We start from the raw sequence: 22,728 nt of genomic DNA, 5'->3' as shown, positions 1-22,728 counted from the left end.
AGCATGAGTGCTGTTCCTCGTTCCGAAAAGTCGGTGGGCCGGTTCCGGCGCATGCTCGACCGGCTCTCCTCGTCGCAGGAGGACCTGGAGTCCGAGGAGCTGCGGGAGGACGCCGAGACCGCCGGTTGCACCAAGATCGGCGACTGTCATGACCGGCAGGTCGTGACGGTTACTGGTACCTTGCGCACGGTCACCCTGCGGCCGCGTGCGGGCGTTCCGGCCCTGGAGGCCGAGCTGTTCGACGGCTCCGCCGCCCTGGACGTGGTGTGGCTCGGCAGACGCTCCATAGTCGGCATAGAGCCGGGGCGCCGGCTGATCGCATCGGGCCGGATCTCCATGAGCCGGGGCCGCCGGGTGCTGTTCAACCCGAAATACGAACTGAGACCCCTTGGACGGGAGTAGCCGGTGACGTCGCTCGACAAGCCGACCGAAGACACCACCGCAGACGCCGAGCAGGACTCCCGGGCGGTGACCGAGGCCGCGCTGTTCGAAGCCTTCGGCGGCGTGCGCGGCATGATCGAGACGGTCCTGCCCGGCCTGCTGTTCGTCACCATCTACACGATCAACAAGGACCTGCACCAGTCGGCGATCGCCGCGCTGGCGGTGTCCCTGCTGCTCGTCGTGGTGCGCCTGGTGATGCGGGACACCATCAAGCACGCCTTCAGCGGTGTCTTCGGTGTCGCCTTCGGTGTCGTGTTCGCGATGATGACCGGCAACGCGAAGGACTTCTATCTGCCGGGCATGCTCTACACGCTGGGGCTGGGCCTCGCGTACATCATCACGACCCTGAGCGGTGTGCCGCTGATCGGCCTCATCCTCGGCCCGGTGTTCAAGGAGAACCTCTCCTGGCGCACCCGCAACCCCGGCCGCAAGAAGGCGTATGCGAAGGCCAGTTACGCCTGGGGCCTGATCCTGCTCGCCAAGTGCGCGATCCTGTTCCCGCTGTACTGGTGGGCCGACACCACCCAGCTCGGATGGGTGCTCGTAGCGCTGAAGATCCCGCCGTTCCTGCTGGCCGTGTGGCTGACCTGGGTGTTCCTCGCCAAGGCTCCGGCGCCGATCGACGTGTTCGCGGAGATGGAGGCGGCCGAGAAGGCCGAGGAGGAGCGCAAGGCGGCGCTGGCCGCGGAGGACGGGGAGACCGCGGGCGGGCGACACCGCCGAGAGGCGTAGAGCTGCGTACGACGGCGGAGGGCGCCCTGCGAGTCGCAGGTCCGCCGTCGTACCCCCCGGGGGGGCTCAGCTCGCGGTGTCCTCGCGGCGGACCGACAGCAGGTCCTCCAACTGCTCCTCGCGGGCCTGCGCGGCCACGAAGAGGAGTTCGTCGCCCGCCTCCAGGGAATCCTCGCGGGACGGCGTCAGAACACGGGTGCCGCGGATGATGGTGACCAGGGACGTGTCCTGGGGCCACTCGACGTCGCCGACCTGGGTGCCGGCCAGGGCCGACTCCTCCGGCAGGGTCAGCTCCACCAGGTTCGCGTCGCCGTGGCTGAAGCGGAGCAGGCGGACCAGGTCGCCGACGCTCACCGCCTCCTCGACCAGGGCCGACATCAGCCGCGGGGTGGAGACGGCCACGTCCACACCCCAGGCCTCGTTGAACAGCCACTCGTTCTTGGGGTTGTTCACGCGGGCGACGACGCGCGGGACGCCGTACTCCGTCTTCGCCAGCAGGGACACGACCAGGTTCACCTTGTCGTCGCCCGTCGCGGCGATCACCACGTTGCAGCGCTGCAGCGCCGCCTCGTCCAGGGACGTGATCTCGCAGGCGTCGGCCAGCAGCCACTCCGCCTGCGGGACCCGCTCGACCGAGATGGCGGTCGGCGCCTTGTCGATCAGGAGGACCTCGTGGCCGTTCTCCAGCAGTTCGCCCGCGATGGAGCGGCCCACCGCACCGGCACCGGCAATGGCGACCCTCATCAGTGACCGCCCTCCTCTTCGGGACCCTTGGCGAAGGACGCCTCGACCTTGTCGACCTCGTCGGAGCGCATCATCACGTGCACCAGGTCGCCCTCCTGCAGGACCGTCTGCGAGCTGGGCAGGATCGCCTCGCCGAGCCGGGTGAGGAACGCGACGCGCACGCCGGTCTCCTCCTGCAACTTGCTGATCTTGTGGCCCACCCAGGCGGTGGACGCGTGCACCTCGGCGAGCTGGACACCGCCGGTGGGGTCCCGCCACAGCGGCTCGGCGCCCGAGGGCAGCAGCCGGCGCAGCATCTGGTCCGCCGTCCAGCGGACCGTGGCCACGGTCGGGATGCCCAGGCGCTGGTAGACCTCGGCGCGGCGGGGGTCGTAGATACGCGCCGCCACGTTCTCCACGCCGAACATCTCGCGGGCCACGCGCGCGGAGATGATGTTGGAGTTGTCACCGCTGGAGACGGCGGCGAACGCGCCCGCCTCCTCGATGCCCGCCTCGCGCAGGGTGTCCTGGTCGAAGCCGACACCGGTGACCCGGCGGCCGCCGAACCCGGGGCCCAGCCGGCGGAACGCGGTGGGGTCCTGGTCGATCACGGCGACCGTGTGCCCTTGTTGCTCCAGGGTCTGGGCCAGAGCGGAGCCCACCCTTCCGCAACCCATGATGACGATGTGCACGGCGCTTACCCCGCACTCCTCGTGAGGCGTCTGACTTGCGTGAACGTGGTGCTCATAACCTTCTCTCGGTTCGCCGGGCAACAGGCGCGGGCCGGTCGCGGACCGCTGGGCAACATCATGCCGGGGAATCCGGCCGATGATCCCTCGCGGTCCGGACGATCGCCGCTCGCCTGCGCCACGGTCCACCGTAACGCCAGGGTCCGACAGCCCGACCAGGGCCTCCAGGAGCGCTGCCGGACGCCGGTCAGCGGCGGTTGAAGCTGCGCACGCTGGCCAGCGCGAGGGCGGCGAGTCCGGCGATCGCGACGAGAGCACCGACGAGCTGAGCGGTCGCGTGCGACATGAGGTCTCCCGGATGTGATGAGCGTACGGACGCAGGTCATGGAGGCACGCAGCGGCCTGCCGGACCCGCGCCCGGCGCGAACGGGGCACGGAATTCACCCCCGCGCCGCGCACGATTTCACCCGGATGTGCTCCGCCCCAGGCAGGGGGCATACGATTCTCTGTTGTGTCCAAACTGACCGACGTGCCCAAGCGGATTCTGATCGGGCGCGCGCTGCGCAGCGACCGGCTCGCGGAAACGCTCCTGCCGAAGCGCATCGCACTGCCCGTCTTCGCCTCCGACCCGCTGTCCTCCGTGGCGTACGCGCCCGGCGAGGTCCTGCTGGTCCTGTCCATCGCGGGCGTGTCGGCCTACCACTTCGCCCCGTGGATCGCGGTCGCGGTCGTCGTCCTGATGTTCACCGTGGTGGCGTCGTACCGGCAGAACGTGCACGCCTATCCGAGCGGCGGCGGCGACTACGAGGTCGCCACCACCAACCTCGGACCGAAGGCCGGGCTCACCGTCGCCAGCGCCCTGCTGGTCGACTACGTCCTGACGGTGGCCGTCTCGATCTCGTCGGGTGTGGAGAACCTGGGCTCGGCGATTCCGTTCATCGTCGAGAACAAGGTGCTGTGCGCCGTCGGCATCATCGTGCTGCTGACGCTGATGAACCTGCGCGGCGTCAAGGAGTCCGGCAAGCTCTTCGCGATCCCGACCTACGTCTTCGTCTCCAGCGTCTTCCTGCTGATCGCCTGGGGCGCGTTCCGCGGACTGGTGCTGGGCGACAGCATGAAGGCACCCACCTCCGATCTGCACATCGAACCCGAGCACCAGGGCATCGCCGGCTTCGCCCTCGTCTTCCTGCTGCTGCGCACCTTCTCCTCCGGCTGTGCCGCGCTCACCGGCGTCGAGGCGATCAGCAACGGTGTGCCCGCCTTCCGCAAGCCGAAGTCGAAGAACGCGGCGACGACGCTCGCCCTCATGGGCGTGTTCGCGGTGTCCATGTTCTGCGGCATCATCGGGCTGGCCCTCGCCACCGACGTCCACATGGCCGAGAACCCGGCCAAGGACCTGCTCCGCGACGGCGTCCCGGTCGGCGCCGACTACGTCCAGAACCCGGTGATCTCCCAGGTGGCCGCCGCCGTGTTCGGCGACGGAACCTTCTTCTTCGTCCTGCTGGCCGCCGCCACCGCGCTGGTCCTCTTCCTCGCCGCCAACACCGCCTACAACGGCTTCCCGGTGCTCGGCTCGATCCTCGCCCAGGACCGCTATCTGCCGCGCCAGCTGCACACCCGCGGCGACCGGCTCGCCTTCTCCAACGGCATCGTGCTGCTGGCGGGCGCCGCCATCCTCCTGGTGTGGATCTACGGCGCCGACTCGACGCGGCTGATCCAGCTCTACATCGTCGGCGTGTTCGTGTCCTTCACGCTCAGCCAGACCGGCATGGTCCGCCACTGGAACCGCCACCTGGCCACGGAGCGGGACCCGGCCACCCGCCGCCGCATGATCCGCTCCCGGGCGATCAACGCCTTCGGCGCCTTCTTCACCGGCCTGGTGCTGGTCGTCGTACTGATCACCAAGTTCGAGCACGGCGCCTGGGTGTCCCTGGTCGGCATGGTGATCTTCTACGCCGTCATGACCGCGGTCCGGAAGCACTACGACCGCGTCTCCGAGGAGATCGCCGCGCCCGAGGGCCCCAGCGACGACACCCTGCGCCCCTCCCGGGTGCACTCCGTCGTCCTGGTCTCCAAGATCCACCGCCCCACCCTGCGCGCCCTCGCCTACGCCAAGCTGATGCGCTCGGACACCCTGGAGGCGCTCAGCGTCAACGTCGACCCGGCGGAGACGAAGGCGCTGCGCGCGGAGTGGGAGCGGCGCGGCATCGACGTACCGCTGAAGGTGCTCGACTCGCCGTACCGCGAGATCACACGGCCGGTCATCGAGTACGTGAAGAGCCTGCGCAAGGAGTCCCCGCGCGACGCCGTGTCGGTCATCATCCCCGAGTACGTCGTGGGCCACTGGTACGAGCAACTGCTGCACAACCAGAGCGCGCTCCGCCTGAAGGGCCGGCTCCTCTTCACGCCGGGCATCATGGTGACCTCGGTGCCGTACCAGCTCCAGTCCTCCGAGGTGGCGCGCAAGCGGGCCCGCAAGCAGCAGGAGTGGAACGCGCCGGGTTCGGTGCGGCGCGGGCCGGCCCAGGAGCGGCCCAAGGAGACGGACGCCCAGCGCTGACGCGGGCGGGGAGCGGGTGGACGGGGAGCGGGTAACGGGGAGCGGGTAGGCGGGGAGCACGTAGACTGGTGGGCTGTTGTCGGGCCCCCGGAGATGGCTGGTCGCGGGCCGTACCCCTTCTCGATCTGGAGTCACCCCACCATGCAGGCAGAACCGAAGAAATCTCAGGTGGGGTCGCTGGTGGGGGAGGAGTACGAGGTCGAGATCGGCCCCGTCGCCCACGGCGGGCACTGCATCGCCCGCACCGACGCCGGCCAGGTGCTGTTCGTCCGGCACACGCTGCCCGGCGAGCGGGTCGTGGCCCGCGTGACCGAGGGCGAGGAGGGCGACCGCTTCCTGCGCGCCGACGCGGTGGAGATCCGGTCCGCCTCCAAGGACCGCATCGAAGCCCCCTGCCCCTTCGCCGGCCCCGGCCGCTGCGGCGGCTGCGACTGGCAGCACGCCAAGCCCGGGGCGCAGCGCCGGATGAAGGGCGAGGTCATCGCCGAACAGCTCCAGCGGCTCGCGGGACTGACCCCGGAGGACGTCGGCTGGGACGGCACGGTCATGCCGGCCGAGGGCGACAAGCTGCCCGCCGGACAGGTGCCGCAGTGGCGCACGCGCGTGCAGTACGCGGTCGACGCCGACGGCCATGCGGGGCTGCGCCGGCACCGCTCCCACGAGGTGGAACCGATCGACCACTGCATGATCGCCGCCGAGGGTGTCAGCGAGCTGGGCATCGAGAAGCGCGACTGGACCGGCATGGCGTCGGTGGAGGCGATCGCGGCGACGGGTTCGCAGGACCGCCAGGTGATCCTCACGCCCCGGCCGGGCGCCCGCCTGCCGATCGTCGAGCTGGACAAGCCGGTGTCGGTGATGCGCATCGGCGAGAAGGACGGCGGCACCCATCGCGTCCACGGCCGCCCCTTCGTCCGCGAACGCGCCGACGGCCGTACCTACCGGGTGGGCAACGGCGGCTTCTGGCAGGTCCATCCGAAGGCCGCGGACACCCTGGTGACGGCCGTCATGCAGGGCCTGTTGCCCCGCAAGGGCGAGATGGCGCTCGACCTGTACTGCGGCGTGGGCTTGTTCGCGGGCGCCCTCGCCGACCGGCTCGGCGAGAAGGGCGCGGTCCTCGGCATCGAGTCCGGCAAGCGCGCCGTGGAGGACGCCCGGCACAATCTCGCCGACTTCGACCGGGTACGGATCGAGCAGGGCAAGGTCGAGACGGTGCTGCCGCGTACCGGGATCACCGAGGTCGACCTCGTGGTGCTGGATCCGCCGCGGGCCGGCGCGGGGCGGAAGACGGTGGAGCATCTGGCGTCGCTCGGGGCCCGGCGGATCGCGTATGTGGCATGCGATCCGGCGGCGTTGGCCCGGGACTTGGGGTACTTCCGGGATGGGGGGTATCGGGTGCGGACGCTCAGGGCGTTCGATCTGTTTCCGATGACTCATCATGTGGAGTGCGTGGCGATCCTTGAGCCGGTCGCGAAGGGCTCCTGACCTGCGGTTTTGCCTGTGCGCGTTATGTGCGGTGTGGGCGTTACGGGCGATATCTTGACGCTGAAATGACGCTCGTGACGCTCATTTGACGCTCGTTCTGATGGGGCGTCAGGTCGCATATGCCGCTGGTGAGAAGACACGCTGAGTGTGGGAGTCCGGCAGGCAGTCGAGGCGTGCGTGACGCTCGGCGACGCTGCCGGGCACGCGGGCGCAGCGAACGGAAGGGCCTGTGCTTCGTCCACCGCGGTCGTTAAATGCGAACGCGGTGGACGAAGGTAGGCAGCTGGTCAGGCGAGTGTGGTGACGACGTCGACAGGGCTGACCAGGGTGTCGCGGATCGGCGAGCGGTTCTCGACGAGGGCGACGAGTTCCTCGATCTGCTCGCGAGGGGTGTCCGGGGCGTCGACGTGGAGGCGTACGCGTATCTGCTGCAGGCCCGGACGGACTGTGGCGTCGATGTCGAGGAAGCCTCGCAGGTCGATGTCGGCTTCGAGTTCGAGGCGGAAGCCCTTGAGCGCGATGCCCTGAGCTGCTGCGAGGGCGGAGAGGGTGACCGTGTAGCAGCCGGCGAGGGCGTGCAGTACGTACTCGGCAGGTGAGACGGCGGTGTCGGTGCCCAGGAGTACGGTGGGTTCGTCGCTGCTCATTGTGTACTTGGCGATGCGTGTCTCGTCCTGCTCGCCGCCCTGGGCGAGGGCGCCGGTCCGGGCGGTGAGGCGGCAGCCGCCCTGCCAGGTGCCGTCGACGGAGAAGGTGGCCCGGCCGAGGCGGGGGTCGGCCTCGACGGCGGCGGTGGTGTCCTTGAGGGCCTGGACGTCGATGTCATTGATCACGGTCATGGGTGCTGAGTCCTTCGCTGAGGTGGGGTGCGGGTGCTGAGGAGTGGCGTGTCAGGTTGTCGACTCGGGGCGGTCCGGGTGGGACCAGTGGGTGTGGAAGGTGCCGGGGTGGCCGGTGCGCAGGGTGTCGTAGTGGGTGAAGGCCGCTGAGAAGGCGGGGACAGGGATGCTGCGGCGGGCGGCGGGCGGCGGGCGGCGGGCGGCGGCGCGACCGCCGGGCCTCCGAGGAGGCACCGGGGTGCGGGGGCGGCTGTGTGCGGGGGTGCAGGTCAATAGCGGCCCGGCGAAGGGGGGAAGCGTCGGCTCCAGGGCTGGGGCTGATTGCTTCAGATCGCCAGCGCGACCAGGAAGCGGGAGACCATGTTGTAGGCGGCGACCGTGGCCACCGCTTCGACCGTCTTGGTCTCGCCGAACGACTCCTTGAGTTCCTCGATGAGTTCGGGGTCGACCTCGACCTGCCTGGTGGACTGGTCGGTGAGCGCGATCAGGGCGCGCTCCTTCGCGTCGAAGATGCCGTCCGCTGCGTCGGGCTTCTTGAGGGCGAGGCACTTGTCCTCGGTGCCGCCTGCCTGCAGGTAGGCCGGGTGGTGCACGTTCCATTCGAAATCGGCGCGGTTGAGCACGGCCACGCGCAGCATGATCAGTTCGCGGTACTCCAGTTCCAGGCTGAAGTCGGCGCGGACCCGGCCGAGGAGTTCGTTCCAGCCGGTGGCGAGCGGGAAGCTCCGCAGCAGGACCCGGTCGATGCCGATCAGTTCACCGTTGGGCCGGCGGCCCTGCATGGCGGCGAGCAACTGGGCGGGCGGGGAGGGGAAACTGTCGTCTTGCCACGGGGTGACTCGTACGCCACTCATGCCGCACTGCGCAGGTAGGGCGCCAGCTCGGCTTCCAGGGCAGCCTGGGGCAGGGCGCCGACGAGGGTCTTCACGGGCCTGCCGCCCTGGAAGACCTTCATCGTGGGGATCGAGGTGATCCCGTACTGGCGGGCCGTGACCGGGTTCTGGTCGACGTCGAGCTTGACGACCTTCAGGGTGTCGGCGTGGTCGGCCGCGAGCTTGTCGAGGATCGGGGAGACGGCGCGGCACGGCGGGCACCAGGTGGCCCAGAAGTCGACCAGGACGGGCTTGTCGCTGAGCAGGACGTCGTCGGCGAAGGAGGCGTCCGTGACGGGGCGGGCTGCTGACATGGCGTTATGTCTCTCTTTCTGCGGTTCTTCGCTGGGGCAGGCGGGCTTGTGGTCAGGCCGCGGCGAGGTCGCCGGTCCGGTCCGAGGTCGTGCGCCGCAGGAGTTCGTCGGGGAGCGTGGTGAGGAAGTGCTCGGCGTCGAGGGCGGCGACCGTGCCGGATGCGGCGGCGGTGACGGCCTGGCGGTAGGTGGGGTCGATGACGTCGCCGGCGGCGAACACGCCGGGCAGGTTCGTACGGGAGCTGCGGCCGTCGACGGCGATCGTCCCGTCCGCGGTGAGGTCGAGCTGGCCGTGGACGAGGTGGACGCGGGGGTCGGCGCCGATGGCGACGAACAGGCCCTCGACGGGCAGTTCGCTCGCCTCGCCGGTGGTGGTGTCGGTGAGGGTGACGCCGGTGACGCTGTCGGCGCTGTGGATCGCGGTGACTTCCGCGTTCCACAGGAACTCGATCTTGTCGTTGGCGCGGGCGCGGTCCTGCATCGCCTGGGAGGCGCGCAGGCTGTCGCGGCGGTGGATGACATACACCTTGCTGGCGAAGCGGGTGAGGAAGGTCGCCTCCTCCAGGGCGGAGTCGCCGCCGCCCACGACCGCGACGGTACGGTCGCGGAAGAAGAAGCCGTCGCAGGTCGCGCACCAGGACACGCCGCGTCCGGAGAGCCGGTCCTCGTCGGCCAGGCCGAGCTTGCGGTAGGCGGAGCCGGTCGCGAAGACGACGGCCAGGGCCTGGTGCCGCTCGCCGGAGCTGAGGGTGACGGTCTTGATGTCGCCGGTCAGATCGACGGATGTGACGTCGTCGAAGAGGACCTCCGTGCCGAACTTCTCGGCCTGCCGCTGCATCTTGTCCATCAGGTCGGGGCCCATGACGCCCTCGGGGAAGCCCGGGAAGTTCTCGACCTCGGTGGTGTTCATCAGGTCGCCGCCCGCCTCGACGGAGGAGGCGATCAGGAGTGGGCGCAGGTTGGCGCGCGCGGCGTAGAGGGCCGCGGTGTATCCGGCGGGGCCGGATCCGATGACGATGAGCTGCCGCACGACACGGTCCTTTCTCCGGTCGGTCCACTGGCTTCCGCGGACCTTCTGTGGGGCTTCAACGCGACCGCCCGCGCGATGTATTCCAATGGGATTCAACTTGTATCCCAGACGCCTGTCCGGGAGGATAGATCCCATGTCGATCAGTAGTCAGAGCGCTTCGGAGCAGGCGTACGCGGCCATCCGCGACAGCATCCTCAGCGGGGAACGCGCGCCCGGCGCGATGCTCGGTGAAGTCGGGCTCGCCGCCGAGCTGGGGGTGAGCCGCACGCCGGTCAGGGCCGCGCTGGTCCGGCTTCAGGACGAGGGCTGGATCACCGTCTACCCGAAGCGCGGTGCCCTGGTGCGCGGGCTGAGCGAGAAGGACGCCCGCGAGCTGGCCGACACCCGGTTCGTCCTCGAGTCGGCTGCGGTACAGCGCGCCACACCGCAGTGTCGTACGGAACTCGCGGATCGGCTGGCGAGCGAGCTCGATCTGCAGAGGAGCGCGCTGGGCGCCGACGATCTGAGCCGGTTCATCGAGCTGACGCTCGCTTTCCACCGGTCCTTCGTCGAGGTTGGCGGCAACCAGGTCATGCTCGAACTGAGCGACCGGCTCGCCGACCGGCAGCGCTTCCTGCTCTTCGCGCTCGGCGACAGCCTCCTGGCCCGCTGCCAGACGATCATCGACGAGCACGAAGCCCTCGTCGCGCGGCTGCGCGACGAGGAGACCGAGGGCTTCGTGGAGGCGCTGCGTTCACACGTCACGGGCACCGTCGACTCCGGTCTGCGCGGGCTGCACCGCTGACGCCGACGGCCTTTGGTGCGGACCCGGATGGGTCAGTTGCGTCCGGCCATGACGCCGCCGTCGACGTCCCAGACCGCGCCGGTGACCCAGTCGGTGTGGTCGGAGAGCAGGAACACCACGGTGGCGGCGACGTCGTCGGGGGTGCCGGTGCGGCCCAGCGGGTGGAAGGCGTTGAAGCCGTCGAGCGCGCTGTCCATCTCGGCCTTGGGGATGAACTCCTCGTAGATCGGGGTGCGCACGACCGCCGGGGCGACGGCGTTGACGCGGATGCCGTACGGCGCGAGCTCCATGCCCAGGTGCTGGGTCAGCGAGTGCAGGCCGGCCTTGGCCATCGAGTACGCGGAGGAGGGCGTGGCGGCGACGGCCTGGTGGGCCCACATGGAGCCGACGTTGACGATGGCACCCTTGGCGCCGCGCTCGACCATGCTGGAGGCGACGGTCTGGGTGATGAGGAAGAAGGCCCGGTTGATGGCCTGGTACCGGTCGTAGTCCTCGGGCGTGTGCTCAAGGAACGGCTTCGGCGCGAACACGCCGGCCGCGTTGACCAGGAGCGTCGCGTCCGCGTGGTCGCGGGCCAGCTCGGCGCGCAGGCGCTCGACGGCCGCGGGGTCGTTCAGGTCGGCGGCCAGACCGGTCGCCTTCTCGTCGGCGAGTTCGGCCACGGCCTTCGCCGCGCTGGACTCGGAGCGGCCGGTGACGACGACGCTGCCGCCCGCGTCCAGGATGTTCCGGGCGATGGACAGGCCCATGCCGCTGGTGCCGCCGATGATGACGGCCTTCTTGCCGGTGAGGTCGATGGTGGTGCGGGACATGCCGTACTCCTGGTCAGAAGAAGGGGGAGGTGCGAGGGACGGGCGGGCCACCGTGCGGGAGACGCGCCCGTTCGGGGCGGTCAGGCGACGTCGTAGACGCGGACCTCGGGGTCGGCGGCCAGCAGCGGGGCCAGGCCGCCGACGACGTCCTGTTGGAACAGGGCGCTGTCGAGGTAGGCGCGGGCCTCGCCCACGGTCGTGAAGCCGTGCAGCACCTGCACGTCCTCATCCCGTACGAGGAGTTCCTTGGACTCGGCGCCCGGGACGGTGTCGAGGAACGGCTGCTTGTACTTCTCGTACACACCGGCCGCAGCGACTCGATTCTCTTTCGCCACCTTGAGCGTGATTTCCAGATAGGCCATGACGCACCCTTTCCCGTTGAATTTCTCGCAGGTATTTCCGCGAGCGGTTTCGGATGCGTCAAAGGTAGGTCGGCGCGTCGGTGTCCGGTAGAGGATCTTCTGTGATGCGGCTATAACTGCATCGCATTACTCGCTACTGAGCCGCCGCGGCAGGGCCTGTCGCCTCGTCCGAGGAGGGGCCGCCGCCCGGTTCACCGCTGGGTACCCGGCAGCCGGCCGAGTCGGCGAGGAAGTCGACGAACTCCTCCAGGTCGGCACCGAGCGGGTTGTCACGCCCCCAGACCGCCTCGTACGACATCTCCACCGGAGCGCCGCCGCGCACCAGCGGGCGGCAGCTGGCGTGGTCCGCCGTCACCTTGGACCTCGGCAGCAGTGCGGCACCGACACCGAGGCGGGCCCACTCGTCCAGGACCCGGTAGCTGGCGGCCTCGCCCGGATAGGTGCGCAGCGCAAGGTCGTTGTCCCGGAACAGCTGGGTGGTGAAGGTGGTCAGGCCGCAGGTGTCGGGGACGAGGATGAAGTCGGCGCCCGCGGCGTCGGTCAGCTCCACCGGGCCGTCGGTGCCGGGGGCGACGTCCGGGTCGATGACGACGACCGGCTCGGTGAAGATCGTGCGGTGCCGGAAGGCGGGCATGGCCTCCACTTCGGGCACCAGGAGGACGTCCAGCTCGCCGTGCTGCAGGGCGGTGCGCAGCAGGTCCAGGTCGGCCTCGCGCAGCACCAGGTCACGCGGGCGGGTCAGGGTGCGGGCGGCGCTGAAGGCGCAGGCCACCAGATCCGCCCCGATCAGGGGTGAGACGCCCATGCGGATCGCGCCCTCGGCGGGGCTGGTGAGCCGCCGCGCCTCGGCCGTGACCGAGTCCAGCGCCTCAAGGGCTCGGTCGATCATCGGGAGCACGCGGGCGCCGTGGGCAGTGGGCTTCACGCCGCGCGGCGAGCGGTCGAACAGCTTGACGCCGAGCTCCTCCTCCAGGCGGGCCACCCCGTTCGACAACGCGGGCTGCGTCACCCCGTAGTCGCGCGCCGCGGCGCTGAACGACTTGGTCCGGGACACGGCCTGCGCGTACCGCAGCCCTTCGATGTTCATCCTCAACCCCTCTCAGCCACAACCTCAGGCTATAGCTGTATTCATGATCATCGTCTACCGGATGTCCGGCATTGGCTCTACCGTGGGCAAGCATGCTCCGTCGGATGGGCGGAGCGGCAGGAAATAATCCGGCTGCGTCCTTTCTCGACTGTTTCACAGTACCGGGGAATTCCGCGTACGGAATCCGCCCCTTCTTTCCCGTCAGGAGTGATGACCGTGTCCCAGGACCACCGCCCCGCGCACCGGGCCGCCCAGGTGACCGAATCCGGCGGGCCGGTGCACGTCGCCCCCGTCCAGCCGCGCGAGCCGGGGCCGGGCGAGGTGCGCCTGGACGTGAAGGCGTCCGGTATCTGCGGGGCCGACGCCGGGATGGCCGCGAATCCGAAGCCCGCGTACGGGTTTCCGATCGTGCCCGGGCACGAGGTCGCCGGAGTCGTCACCCAGGTCGGTGCGGGCGTCGCGGGCTGGGAGGTCGGGGAGCGAGCCGGGGTCGGCTGGTTCGGCGGCTCGTGCGGGCACTGCACGGCCTGCCGCTCGGGCGACGTGGTCCACTGCGCCAACAGGCAGATCCCCGGCCTCAGTTACGCGGGCGGCTGGGCCACCACCGTCACCGTCCCCGCCACCGCACTCATCCGGATTCCCGACGGGCTCTCGTACGAGGAGGCCGCGCCGTTCGGCTGCGCGGGGGTGACCACCTTCAACGCGCTGCGGCACGGCGGCGCCGAACCCGGAGACCGGGTCGCCGTCCTCGGCATCGGCGGCCTTGGGCACCTCGCCGTGCAGTTCGCCGCCGCCATGGGATACGAGACGGTCGCCATCGGACGCGGCGAGGACAAGCGGCACACCGCCCTCGACCTCGGCGCCCACCACTACATCGACGGCCAGGCAGAGGACGCCGGCGAGGCGCTGCGCGCCATGGGCGGGGCCCGGCTGATCCTGTCCACGGCCTCCAGCAGCAAGCCCCTGGCCGGGCTCATCGACGGACTCACCCCGCACGGCCGGCTCACCGTCGTCGGCTTCGACGGCACACCTCTCCAACTCCCGCTGGACAAGCTGGTGATGCACGCCCGGCATGTCACCGGACATGTCACCGGCAGTCCCGTCGACACCGAGCAGGCCATGCGCTTCGCGCTGGCCAGCGGCGTGCGCCCGCGGGTGCAGACCGCGCCGCTGGAGCAGGCCGCCGAGGCACTCAAGACCCAGCAGGCCGGACAGGCCCGCTTCCGCATGGTCCTCACCACGGGCGACTGACCACCCCGCTCCCCCCACCCCGAGCAGTACCGGGCCGACCCCACCGGCCCTGACAAGAAAGGCGTCCGCGCATGTCGCACAGCACCCATCGCTCCGTCGTCGTGATCGGCGCGGGCGCGTCCGGCCTCACCGCGGCGAGCATCCTCACCCAGGCCGGGCACGACGTCGTGGTCCTGGAGGCACGGGACCGGATCGGAGGCCGCCTGCTGAGCGCCCCGGCCGCCGAGGGCTCCCTTGATCTCGGAGCCACCTGGTTCTGGGACGACGAACGGCACGTCCGCGCGCTCCTCGCTGACGCGGGGCTCGGCAGCTTCGTTCAGCACACCACCGGCGACGCCGTCTACCAGGACGCGGGCGGCGTGCAGCGGCTCGCGGGGAACCCGATCGACGCCCGTTCCCATCGTTTCGCCACCGGCGCGGCGGCCCTGACCGACACTCTGGCCGCCTCGCTGCCCTCCGGCACGCTCCGGCTCAACACCCCGGTCACCGCGATCCGGGCCGGTGAGACGGAGGGCTCCGGCCTGACCGTGCACACCCCCGACTCCGTCATCGAGGCCGAGCACGTCGTCCTCGCCGTACCGCCCGCGCTCGCCCTGGCCCGTATCGACTTCGACGGCCAACTGCCCGCCGATCTCGTACGCGTCGCCGAGCAGACCCCGGTGTGGATGGGCGCCGTAGTGAAGGTCGTGGCCGAGTACGCCGACGCGTTCTGGCGCCGCGACGGCCTGGCCGGTGCCGCCTTCAGCCGCAGCGGACCGCTGCAGGAGATCCACGACATGTCCGGCCCCGACGGATGGCCCGCCGCGCTGTTCGGCTTCGCCCACGCGAGCACCGCCCGAGGCGCCGGCCCCGACTTCCCTACGGCCGTCACGGGGCAGCTGACGCAGCTCTTCGGCCCGCAGGCAGCCCGGCCCCTCGCCCTGCATGTCCAGGACTGGAGCGCCGAGCAGTGGACCTCCCCCGCGCAGGTGGCACAGCTGACCGACTACTCCTTCTTCAGCCACCGCCTCTACCAGCGACCGGCCCTGGACGGCCGCCTCCACTGGGCCTCCACCGAGACCGCCCGCGGCTACGCCGGCCACATCGAAGGCGCCCTGCAAGGTGGCGAACGCGCCGCCCACGCCATCCTCCACGCCCTGCCCGACCCGAATCCGGAGCCCGCGGCGGCGAACTCCACCGCCGTCTGAAACGTCCTGCGAACCGATCTCAGAGGTGACCCGATGCACGAGGTGACAGCCCTCCTGCGCGAGTACGACCGTGCCCGCGCCTACACCGACGCCCTGTGGAAGGACCTCACCCCCGACGAGGTCACCTGGCGCCCGCACGAGGACTCCAGCGCGATCGGCTGGCACCTCGGCCACCAGGCCCACGTCGCCCACTTCATGGTCCGTAACCTCACCGCCGCCGAGCCCAGCCCCGACCCCGAACTGGACGGGCTCATGGACTCCGCGAACCCGGAGAAGTTCCGCGGCGCCCTGCCCACCGTCGAACGCCTCGCCACGTTCCGCGACACCGTCGCCGAACGCATCCACACCCGCATGAACGCCATCGCAGGCGGCCACGTGGGCGCCCCGGACCAACTCACCATCGTGGCGCGCCATCTCCTGATCGCACTGATTAACCACGAGTACCAGCACGACCAGTGGATCGGCGAAGTTCGTGCGAACGACCTCGGCCACGACCTCCCCACCGACCCGGACACCGACCAGGTCACCCGCCTCGACGGATACCTCGTCCTCAACCCGCTCGCCTGACCCGACACCACGCCCGGCGGTAACGCCCCCGCACACACGACAAGAAGGACCGCATGCGTATCGAAGTGTGGGCGGACACGGTCTGCCCCTGGGCCTACATCGGCAAGCGGCGCCTGGAGCGGGCCCTGGCCGATCCGGCGCTGGCCGGGCTCGACACCCAGGTGGTGTGGCGGCCGTACCGGATCGACCCGACCGCTCCCGCACAGGCCGTTCCGGCGGAGGACACCGCGGCGCCGGGGCACCCGGTGCAGATCGCCGCCGAGGAAGAAGGGCTCGGCCCGGGGTGGGGAGCCGCATGGCGGGCAAGCAGCCACGACGCGCACCGCCTCGCCGCCCTTGCCTACGAGCACGGCGGAAGCAGCCTGCAGTGCGACGTCGTCGAGCGGGTGATGAAGGCGCACTTCCTTGAGGGCGCCGACATCAGCGACCAGCAGCTGCTCCAGGCCATCGCCGACACGGCCGGACTTCCCAGCAACCCCGCGCCGCTGGAACTCGACGCGGCCGAGCACGCGGTGCGTGAACTCCTGCTCATCGGGAAAGCCCGCGGTATCGCAACCTCGCCCACCCTGGTGGTCGGCGACCGGGCGCTCGCCGGCGCCCAGCCACCCGAGGCGATCATCGACTTCCTCACCGCCGCCGCGGACGTACACACCCGGGAGACGCCGGAAGAGGTCCTGCGGCTGCGCTGGGCGGAATCCCTGCTGCGGCAACGCGACCCGCTGGGCGCCCTCACCTTCCTCCGCCCTCTGCTCGACCGGCACGGCGACGATCCGAACGTCCGTGGACTCGCCGCCCGCGCCTACTTCCACTCGGCTCAGCTCTCCCGAGCCCACGACGTACTGCGGCAGCTGGTGGCGGACACACCCGACGACTCGTACGCACGGCTCATGCTGGGCCGAACTCTCCAACGCCTCGGCAGAGAGCAAGAGGCGGCCGTCCATCTGAAGACCGCCGCGGCCATGACACCTGAATTCGGCTGACGGCCGCACGATCCGCGCAAGGGCATCCTGCCCCCGCCCCCGCCACCTGGGCGTGCACCCGAAGCCGCACATCCGCCGTCGTCCCGTACTGAAAGAGACCCTGTGACGCACACCGAGTCCGACACACCCGCCGCCGCCCCGCCTGGCCACATATCCCCGCAGCCAGAGGCCCAACGGCGCATCCTGCGCGTCCTGTTCCTCTCCCAGATCCTCAGCGGCGCCGGGCTCGCCGCCGGCATCACCGTCGGCGGTCTGCTCGCCGAGCAGATGCTCGGCTCGACCGGTCTCGCGGGCCTGCCCAGCGCACTGTTCACCGCGGGCTCCGCGCTGGCGGCCGTGCTCGTCGGGCGCATATCCCAGGCGCGCGGGCGCCGCCCCGGCCTTGCCGCCGGTTACCTGGCGGGCGCGGTGGGTGCGGCCGGGGTCATCGCCGCCACCGTCGTCGACAGCCCGGTCCTGCTCTTCGCGGCCCTCTTCGTCTACGGTTCCGGCACCGCGACCAACCTCCAGGCCCGCTACGCCGGAGCCGACCTCGCAGCCCCCGCCTGCCGGGCCCGAGCCGTCTCCTCGGTCCTGGTCGCCACCACCCTCGGCGGCGTCCTCGGCCCAAACCTTGCCGCCCCGACCGGAGACCTGGCCACCGCCCTCGGCATCCCCGCCCTGGCCGGACCCTTCCTCCTGGCCGGCGCCGCCTACGCGCTCGCCGCCCTCGTCCTCGCACTCCGACTGCGCCCCGACCCGCTGCTGCTCGCCCGCCAACTCGACGCCGCCCAGGCGGCCACCGCCCCGAGCCCCACCACCCCGGAGGAGACCGGTAAACGGAGACCTGGCGTGGTCCTCGGCGCCCTCGTCATGATCCTCACCCAGCTGGTGATGGTCGCGATCATGACGATGACCCCGGTCCACATGGCCGCCCACGGTCACGGCACAGCGGCCTCAGGACTCGTCATCGGCATCCATGTCGGCGCCATGTACCTGCCGTCCCCGCTCACCGGCCGCCTCGTCGACCGCTACGGACGCCTGCCGGTCGCCGCCGCCTCCGGCCTCACGCTCCTCGCCGCCGGCATCCTGGCCGCCACCGCACCCGCCGGCTCGGTCGCCCTGCTCGCCCTGGCCCTCGCCCTGCTCGGCATCGGCTGGAACCTCGGCCTGGTCTCCGGCACCGCGATCATCACTGACTCCGTTCCGCTCGCCACCCGCGCCAAGACCCAGGGCCTGGTCGACGTCTCCATCGCCATCGCGGGCGCCACCGGCGGCCTCGCCTCCGGCCTGGTCGTCGCCGCCACCGGCTACGCCTTCCTCTCCCTCACCGGCGGCATCCTCGCCCTGGCGATCCTGCCCGCCATCGCAGCCACCGCCGCCGCGAAGCCCCGGTGATCACCCGTGGTGCACGACGTATGCGCCGTCTGCCGACGTACTGAAGTCCGCTGAGCTACAGCGCCTCATGACCTGTGCTGCTTGGGCGCATGGCGCGCAGCCGCCTTGGTCTGCGTACGGTTCCGATAGCGGTGCGGTGGTGCCGTCGGTGAACCAGCACCCCGGCGTGGTTGCTGGACTCATCCAGTGGTCTGTGGTGCCTTGCCGGTGAAGTCATTCCAAGTGGCACAGAACTTGGTGTGACCAGACGCGTCCGATGAGGTCCGCCGCTCAGCTAGCGCACACGTCTGCGACATGAGGCGCAGGCGTGTGCGGAGCCAGGGCCGTAGCGCTGGATCGGGGTGCCGCAACCTGCGCACGGGCCGATATGCCAGACGGCGCAGCCGTGGCGTTGCGCGGCAGCGATCCGCTGCTCTGGGCTGCTGGTGAGACGTTGGGGCTGGTGAGGGACCCGGAAGATCCGCCGGGGTACTTCTGTGAAGCTGTGCAGGCCGGATGCGTCAGCGTGGTCGCGGCGTGGACGTCGGTCGTCGAAGACGCGGGTGTCCTCGCCGTAGCGGCAGGTGGAATCGAGCGTCTCTTCAGTGAACGTCAGACTTGCTTCCGCAGGGACTTCCGGTTCGGGCAGTGCTTCGTCTTCGCCGATGATGTCGCGCCACCGGTCCCGGTCCGCCGCGGGAGCCCACAGGCGAGTCGAGACCCGCGGGTTGAGCTGGCCGGGGATCTTCATGGGAACGTACTGGCCTTCGGCGCTGGCCGTGACGAGGTCGTCGACGCGGGTGTGCGGTTTGGGAGGCAAGCACAGAGCAGGCAGATCCCACTGCACGTGCAAGCCTCCGCATGAGCCGCCGTTGAGGGGGCAGGGCCGCTGGGCTGCCGGAATGCAGGCCCAGTCCTGAAGATGCCGGATCCCGCCCCGCACGAGCATGGCGCGCTCGGAGGCAATCTCGCGCCAGGTCCAGTCATCCACCCGCACCCATGGCGCACGGTCGATCAGTGCGGCCCGGTCGTCGTTGGTCACCCACAGCGGCATGATCCCTCGGTCTACAGACGCGGCCGAGCGCCGCCGCACGGTCGATGCCGTGATCGGCGAGTACTGCGCCTCCCAGCCGATGCGCTCAGCGCCACCGGTGACCAGAACGTCGCTGCGTACTTTGCCGTCCGTGCTACGCGCCTCGATTTCGGCCGTCAGACCGTGGCGTTGTGCGGCGCGGACGATACGCGCCTTGAGAGCTTTGTGCTTGTCGCTCTCCACGGCGGTTGGCTTGGTGCGCACTGGCAAGTGCGCGGCGACAAGGGTGGTGGTTCCGTCGATGGTGCGTCGACGGATGGTCATCCACGGTGATCGGTCTCTTTCCTCGGCCCGGCAGATGCCGGTGTCGTGATGCTGCAAGCACTGCAGCAGCTCACGATCGCGCTTCTCGATCGGCATGGTGATCTCGTCCAACAGGCCAGGGCGGTCAGGGTGTCCGAGATCCGCATGCGTCAGTTCGATCTTTATGCGATAGCCGGTGTGCCATACGCCGTTCGCCATACTCATCAGGCTACGAAGAGCCACTGACAGCGCGCCAGTGGGCATCGAACCCACCCTTCCTGTCGAGAAGGGCAGGGAGTTTCACCAGGTATGCGTCGCCAAGATCTTGCACTGGGATTTCGAGATCAGGCAGTGTGTGTGAATTCTTCAGTGGCACTGCGAGTGGCGTGTGTCGTCCTTCTGGCAACGGTTGATCCGTTCCGATCCGGAGCGGAATCCTGGAAGTGTGCACTGAATGTTCTGACCTCCACCCGCGAATAGCCAGGCCCCGCAGACGAGTTCCCGACGGTACGAAAATCGTCATCCAGGCACGGCGTGAGGAGTGGGGGCGACATTCGCAGTGAAATTCCTCGCCCTCGCCAGAAATGTTCCATGCGGCTAAGGGGGCTGGTTTGCCCATCGCTTCTCGCTTCTTCGGCCACCGCTTCGGCCAGGTGCTCAACGCGCTTGGGTTCGCCGACAGGGCAGGCGCTTAGAAGGCACCTGCCCTGGCCGTCCGTTCTGGGGGTGAATTTGCCCCATTTTAGCGATTTTTGGCAGTGAACTCTGCTCCCAGAAGCAGTTCGCCGACGGCAGACGTATTCGGTCGGCAACGGACTGGATTAGTTCGGCTGCTTCAAGTGAACCTAGGTGTAGGCGGGCTAGCCGCGGGTGTGAAATCGTCATGATGCGACAGAAAATCCCGCACGGGCCGATGGGCGGGCCCCTGCCTTTGTAGCACGGGATCCCCGGTTACCGAAACCGGGGATCGTGTGGACCATTGTCCTTGTCAAGCGGTCCTCGTGCGACGAATCCCCTATTTTCCTGAGGAGTTCACTACTGTGCTGATCGATGCATTGGACGAGGAATGGATACTTTCCGAGAGGCAAGTCCTCTCGCTGCTGGATTGGATACGTCAGCAGACGGGCGGAAGTCGCTCGGTGCACCCCTTCCTCGCCGCCGTGGCCGAGGGGGCACTTCGTCCGAGTGAAGCCCGGGCTCTGCGTGTTCGCGATGTTGTCCTTCGTTCAGGTGGTTCTGGTGAGCTGACAGTTCGCCATCGAGGACGGGCTCGAGTGGTGCCGCTGCGACCGCAGTTCGCCGCTTTCCTGCGCGAGTGGATCGACGTGGCCGGTCTCCAGAAGGGCGATCTGCTGTTCCCCGGCACGCGCGGTGCGCGACTCTCGATAGCCGCGTACGAGCGGCTGTGGGAACAGGCGCAGGAGGCCGTACTGCCGCACGACGAGCTGCTGAGCTGGCGGTTGGGGGAGCCCGTCGACATCCTCCGGGACTCCACTCTGGTGCGCTGGCTGCGGCTGGGCCTCGACGTCGCCACCGTGGCCGAGCTCGCCGGCGTGGACCCCGCCTGGTTGGTGCTCCGCTACCCGTACTGCTTCCGCCTCGAAGCAGACGAGACCGACACGCGGCGCCCCTCCCAGGTAACTCTCCTTCCGGAGCCGACTACGCGGTGAACCAGCCCCGGCGCACCGACCGATCAGCGGAGCGCCGCCACCCGCGATTGCCTTCCCGCACGCTCTCCGGTCTGCCATCGACTGTGCTCATACCCGGCTCCTGTTCACAGGAGTCCCGCCGCTTCCTGACGTGCCGCGCCCCGTCCCTGACAGAGGGCATGTCGGCCTTCCCCGCGAACCGGCCTCGCGGCTGCCTGCTCGCCGCGCCCCTTTCCCCCTCCCTGCCAAGGAGTCACCCTTGCCCGCGCGCCTGTTGTCCGTTCCCGCCGTCGCCGCTGCCCTGGACGTCGACCGCCGCACCGTCTACCGCTTCATCGCCGCAGGCGACCTGCCAGTCGTCGATCTCCGCACCGGCACGAGCCGCTCGCGTATCCGCGTTCCCGCCGCCGGACTCGACGCCTTCATCTCCAGCCGCGCTGTCGCCGCACCGAGACTGCGCCGCTGACCCCGGCCCGGCGAAGGACCTTCCGTACTGACATGAGGAGTTGGGCTGTACCTACGCAAGTTGAAGACTGGCAACTGGCAGGCGACGGTTCGCAACCGGCTCGGTGACCGGTTCAGCGAATCGTTTCCCCTCAAGACGCAGGCACGCGCCTGGGGACTCGAGATGGAGACCCAGTTCGCCCGCGGGGGCCTGCGCGACCCGCGGGTCGGCGAAACGTCCTTCCGCGACTGGCACGACCGGTGGTGGAACGCCCGCGTCGTCGAGCCCCACACCCTTCAGGGCGACGCGTCGAGCATCAAGAACCACGTCATGCCCTACTGGGCCGACTGGGAGATGCGGGCCATCACCCGCATGGATGTGCAGAGTTGGATCCGCTCCCTAATCGAGAAGGGGGTGGGGGCCGCGGCCATCAAGCGGTCCTACAACCTGACGTCCTCCATCATGCGCGCGGCCGTCGACGACGACGTGATCGCGGTGAGCCCCTGCCGCAGCATCGACCTGCCCCAGATCGCTGTCAAACCACCGCAGTGGTTCACGCTCGACCAGGCGCAGAGCATCCTGGACGAACTCCCCACCGTGTGGCGGACGATGTGCCTGCTCGGCTTCTACACCGGGCTGCGGTGGGGCGAGCTGTCTGGCCTTCACAGGCATCGCATCGACCAGCGCCGCTCACGTCTGTTCGTCGTGGAGGTCAATACCAAGAGCGGCATCAAGGAGTACCCGAAGAGCTCCAAGAGCCGCCGAGAGGTGCCGCTCCCGCCTCACGTCCTAGAGGCGGTCGAACGCCATATCCACCGGCTCGACCGGGACGCCGTGGTGTTCACCACCCTCACCAAGGGCCGGGCCGGCCGCCTCCTCAACGACGGCAACTGGCGACGGCAGACCTGGTGGCCGACTGTCGACAGCTCCTACTACTTCGACGATGACGGCGAGCAGCAGCTCGTCCCGCACTACCCGCCGCACTCCATGCGCCACACCTGCGCCTCGTGGCTGGTCCAGAAGGGCGTCTCGCTTTACGAGGTCCAGCACCTCCTCGGCCACGAGAGCTTCCAGACCACCCAGCGCTACGCCCACCTTCAGCCCGACGCGCACAAGGCTGTGCTCGGCGCCTGGGAGCGTATGGAGGCTCCGCTCAGCATCGCTGCATAAACGTTCCTTCGCCCTGTCCTTCGTGGACAGGGCGAAGGCGTTTGTGTGAGGGGCGACCGC

Annotated in this window: 24 protein-coding genes; 13 read left to right on the top strand and 11 right to left on the bottom strand. The window is 69.7% G+C overall.

Annotated elements, in window-relative coordinates; translation table 11 throughout:
- The first annotated feature begins 3 nt into the window (after positions 1-3).
- Together IM697_RS33780 and IM697_RS33775 are read left to right on the top strand one after the other, a co-directional pair.
- Positions 4-402 (top strand): OB-fold nucleic acid binding domain-containing protein, encoded by a 399-nt coding sequence (locus tag IM697_RS33780; RefSeq protein ID WP_194039879.1) that lies wholly within the window; start codon positions 4-6, stop codon positions 400-402.
- 3 nt (positions 403-405) lie between these two features.
- The gene (locus tag IM697_RS33775) at positions 406-1,173 is read left to right on the top strand and encodes a DUF3159 domain-containing protein (RefSeq protein WP_194039878.1); all 768 of its coding nucleotides are present in this window, start codon (positions 406-408) and stop codon (positions 1,171-1,173) included.
- A gap of 66 nt (positions 1,174-1,239) precedes the next feature.
- Here the strand turns inward: IM697_RS33775 and IM697_RS33770 are convergent, their stop codons facing one another.
- Both IM697_RS33770 and IM697_RS33765 read right to left on the bottom strand, forming a co-directional pair.
- Positions 1,240-1,917, bottom strand: coding sequence for a potassium channel family protein (locus IM697_RS33770; protein WP_194039877.1), 678 nt, complete (start codon positions 1,915-1,917; stop codon positions 1,240-1,242).
- Positions 1,917-2,588, bottom strand: a complete 672-nt coding sequence (locus IM697_RS33765) for a potassium channel family protein (RefSeq protein WP_194039876.1) — start codon at positions 2,586-2,588, stop codon at positions 1,917-1,919. Before IM697_RS33765 ends, IM697_RS33770 begins: the two co-directional genes overlap by 1 nt.
- A gap of 508 nt (positions 2,589-3,096) precedes the next feature.
- On the opposite strand from IM697_RS33765, the gene IM697_RS33760 reads away from it, so the two are divergent.
- Together IM697_RS33760 and IM697_RS33755 are read left to right on the top strand one after the other, a co-directional pair.
- A complete protein-coding gene (locus tag IM697_RS33760; protein WP_194039875.1) occupies positions 3,097-5,145 on the top strand; it encodes an APC family permease in 2,049 nt (682 codons plus the stop codon).
- A gap of 141 nt (positions 5,146-5,286) precedes the next feature.
- A complete protein-coding gene (locus IM697_RS33755; RefSeq protein ID WP_194039874.1) occupies positions 5,287-6,627 on the top strand; it encodes a class I SAM-dependent RNA methyltransferase in 1,341 nt (446 codons plus the stop codon).
- Between the two features lie 287 nt (positions 6,628-6,914).
- On the opposite strand, the gene IM697_RS33750 is transcribed toward IM697_RS33755, so the two are convergent.
- The 5 genes from IM697_RS33750 to trxB form a co-directional block, all read right to left on the bottom strand.
- On the bottom strand, positions 6,915-7,466 hold the full coding sequence (locus IM697_RS33750; RefSeq protein ID WP_194039873.1) for an OsmC family protein: 552 nt from the start codon (positions 7,464-7,466) through the stop codon (positions 6,915-6,917).
- A 51-nt stretch (positions 7,467-7,517) separates the two neighbouring features.
- Complete coding sequence (locus IM697_RS33745; protein WP_194050153.1) at positions 7,518-7,700, bottom strand: hypothetical protein; 183 nt, start codon at positions 7,698-7,700, stop codon at positions 7,518-7,520.
- 92 nt (positions 7,701-7,792) lie between these two features.
- Entirely contained in the window at positions 7,793-8,320 is a 528-nt protein-coding gene (locus IM697_RS33740; protein ID WP_194039872.1) for a carboxymuconolactone decarboxylase family protein, read from the bottom strand.
- Complete coding sequence (gene trxA, locus IM697_RS33735) at positions 8,317-8,652, bottom strand: thioredoxin (RefSeq protein WP_194039871.1); 336 nt, start codon at positions 8,650-8,652, stop codon at positions 8,317-8,319. Before trxA ends, IM697_RS33740 begins: the two co-directional genes overlap by 4 nt.
- Positions 8,653-8,704: 52 nt before the next feature.
- Positions 8,705-9,682, bottom strand: a complete 978-nt coding sequence (gene trxB / locus IM697_RS33730; RefSeq protein WP_194039870.1) for a thioredoxin-disulfide reductase — start codon at positions 9,680-9,682, stop codon at positions 8,705-8,707.
- A gap of 133 nt (positions 9,683-9,815) precedes the next feature.
- Here trxB and IM697_RS33725 point away from each other — a divergent pair, with 133 nt between their 5' ends.
- Complete coding sequence (locus IM697_RS33725) at positions 9,816-10,466, top strand: GntR family transcriptional regulator (protein ID WP_194039869.1); 651 nt, start codon at positions 9,816-9,818, stop codon at positions 10,464-10,466.
- Positions 10,467-10,498: 32 nt separating this feature from the next.
- Here IM697_RS33725 and IM697_RS33720 read toward each other — a convergent pair whose 3' ends face one another.
- The 3 genes from IM697_RS33720 to IM697_RS33710 form a co-directional block, all read right to left on the bottom strand.
- Positions 10,499-11,278 carry an SDR family NAD(P)-dependent oxidoreductase gene (locus IM697_RS33720; RefSeq protein ID WP_194039868.1) on the bottom strand — a complete coding sequence of 260 codons (780 nt, stop codon included), beginning with the start codon at positions 11,276-11,278 and terminating at the stop codon, positions 10,499-10,501.
- An 80-nt stretch (positions 11,279-11,358) separates the two neighbouring features.
- Entirely contained in the window at positions 11,359-11,640 is a 282-nt protein-coding gene (locus tag IM697_RS33715; RefSeq protein WP_194039867.1) for a hypothetical protein, read from the bottom strand.
- A 133-nt stretch (positions 11,641-11,773) separates the two neighbouring features.
- Positions 11,774-12,727 carry a LysR family transcriptional regulator gene (locus IM697_RS33710; RefSeq protein WP_194039866.1) on the bottom strand — a complete coding sequence of 318 codons (954 nt, stop codon included), beginning with the start codon at positions 12,725-12,727 and terminating at the stop codon, positions 11,774-11,776.
- Between the two features lie 210 nt (positions 12,728-12,937).
- Between IM697_RS33710 and IM697_RS33705 the strand changes: the two genes are divergently transcribed.
- From IM697_RS33705 to IM697_RS33685, 5 genes are all read left to right on the top strand, one after another.
- On the top strand, positions 12,938-13,978 hold the full coding sequence (locus tag IM697_RS33705; protein WP_194039865.1) for an alcohol dehydrogenase catalytic domain-containing protein: 1,041 nt from the start codon (positions 12,938-12,940) through the stop codon (positions 13,976-13,978).
- A gap of 71 nt (positions 13,979-14,049) precedes the next feature.
- Positions 14,050-15,165 (top strand): flavin monoamine oxidase family protein, encoded by a 1,116-nt coding sequence (locus IM697_RS33700; RefSeq protein WP_194039864.1) that lies wholly within the window; start codon positions 14,050-14,052, stop codon positions 15,163-15,165.
- Between the two features lie 33 nt (positions 15,166-15,198).
- Complete coding sequence (locus IM697_RS33695; RefSeq protein WP_194039863.1) at positions 15,199-15,732, top strand: DinB family protein; 534 nt, start codon at positions 15,199-15,201, stop codon at positions 15,730-15,732.
- A 53-nt stretch (positions 15,733-15,785) separates the two neighbouring features.
- Complete coding sequence (locus IM697_RS33690; protein ID WP_194039862.1) at positions 15,786-16,712, top strand: DsbA family protein; 927 nt, start codon at positions 15,786-15,788, stop codon at positions 16,710-16,712.
- A gap of 102 nt (positions 16,713-16,814) precedes the next feature.
- Positions 16,815-18,089 carry an MFS transporter gene (locus IM697_RS33685; RefSeq protein ID WP_194039861.1) on the top strand — a complete coding sequence of 425 codons (1,275 nt, stop codon included), beginning with the start codon at positions 16,815-16,817 and terminating at the stop codon, positions 18,087-18,089.
- A 274-nt stretch (positions 18,090-18,363) separates the two neighbouring features.
- On the opposite strand, the gene IM697_RS33680 is transcribed toward IM697_RS33685, so the two are convergent.
- A complete protein-coding gene (locus IM697_RS33680) occupies positions 18,364-19,623 on the bottom strand; it encodes a competence protein CoiA family protein (RefSeq protein ID WP_194039860.1) in 1,260 nt (419 codons plus the stop codon).
- Between the two features lie 752 nt (positions 19,624-20,375).
- Here IM697_RS33680 and IM697_RS33675 point away from each other — a divergent pair.
- From IM697_RS33675 to IM697_RS33665, 3 genes are all read left to right on the top strand, one after another.
- Positions 20,376-21,074, top strand: coding sequence for a tyrosine-type recombinase/integrase (locus IM697_RS33675; protein WP_322734537.1), 699 nt, complete (start codon positions 20,376-20,378; stop codon positions 21,072-21,074).
- 238 nt (positions 21,075-21,312) lie between these two features.
- Positions 21,313-21,519 (top strand): helix-turn-helix domain-containing protein, encoded by a 207-nt coding sequence (locus IM697_RS33670; protein WP_194039858.1) that lies wholly within the window; start codon positions 21,313-21,315, stop codon positions 21,517-21,519.
- Positions 21,520-21,579: 60 nt separating this feature from the next.
- Entirely contained in the window at positions 21,580-22,668 is a 1,089-nt protein-coding gene (locus IM697_RS33665; protein ID WP_194039857.1) for a tyrosine-type recombinase/integrase, read from the top strand.
- The last annotated feature ends 60 nt before the right edge of the window (positions 22,669-22,728 follow it).

The sequence above is a fragment of the Streptomyces ferrugineus genome (assembly GCF_015160855.1).
In the GTDB taxonomy this organism is placed as follows: Bacteria; Actinomycetota; Actinomycetes; order Streptomycetales; family Streptomycetaceae; genus Streptomyces; species Streptomyces ferrugineus.
This window is presented reverse-complemented; position numbering and strand designations above follow the sequence as displayed.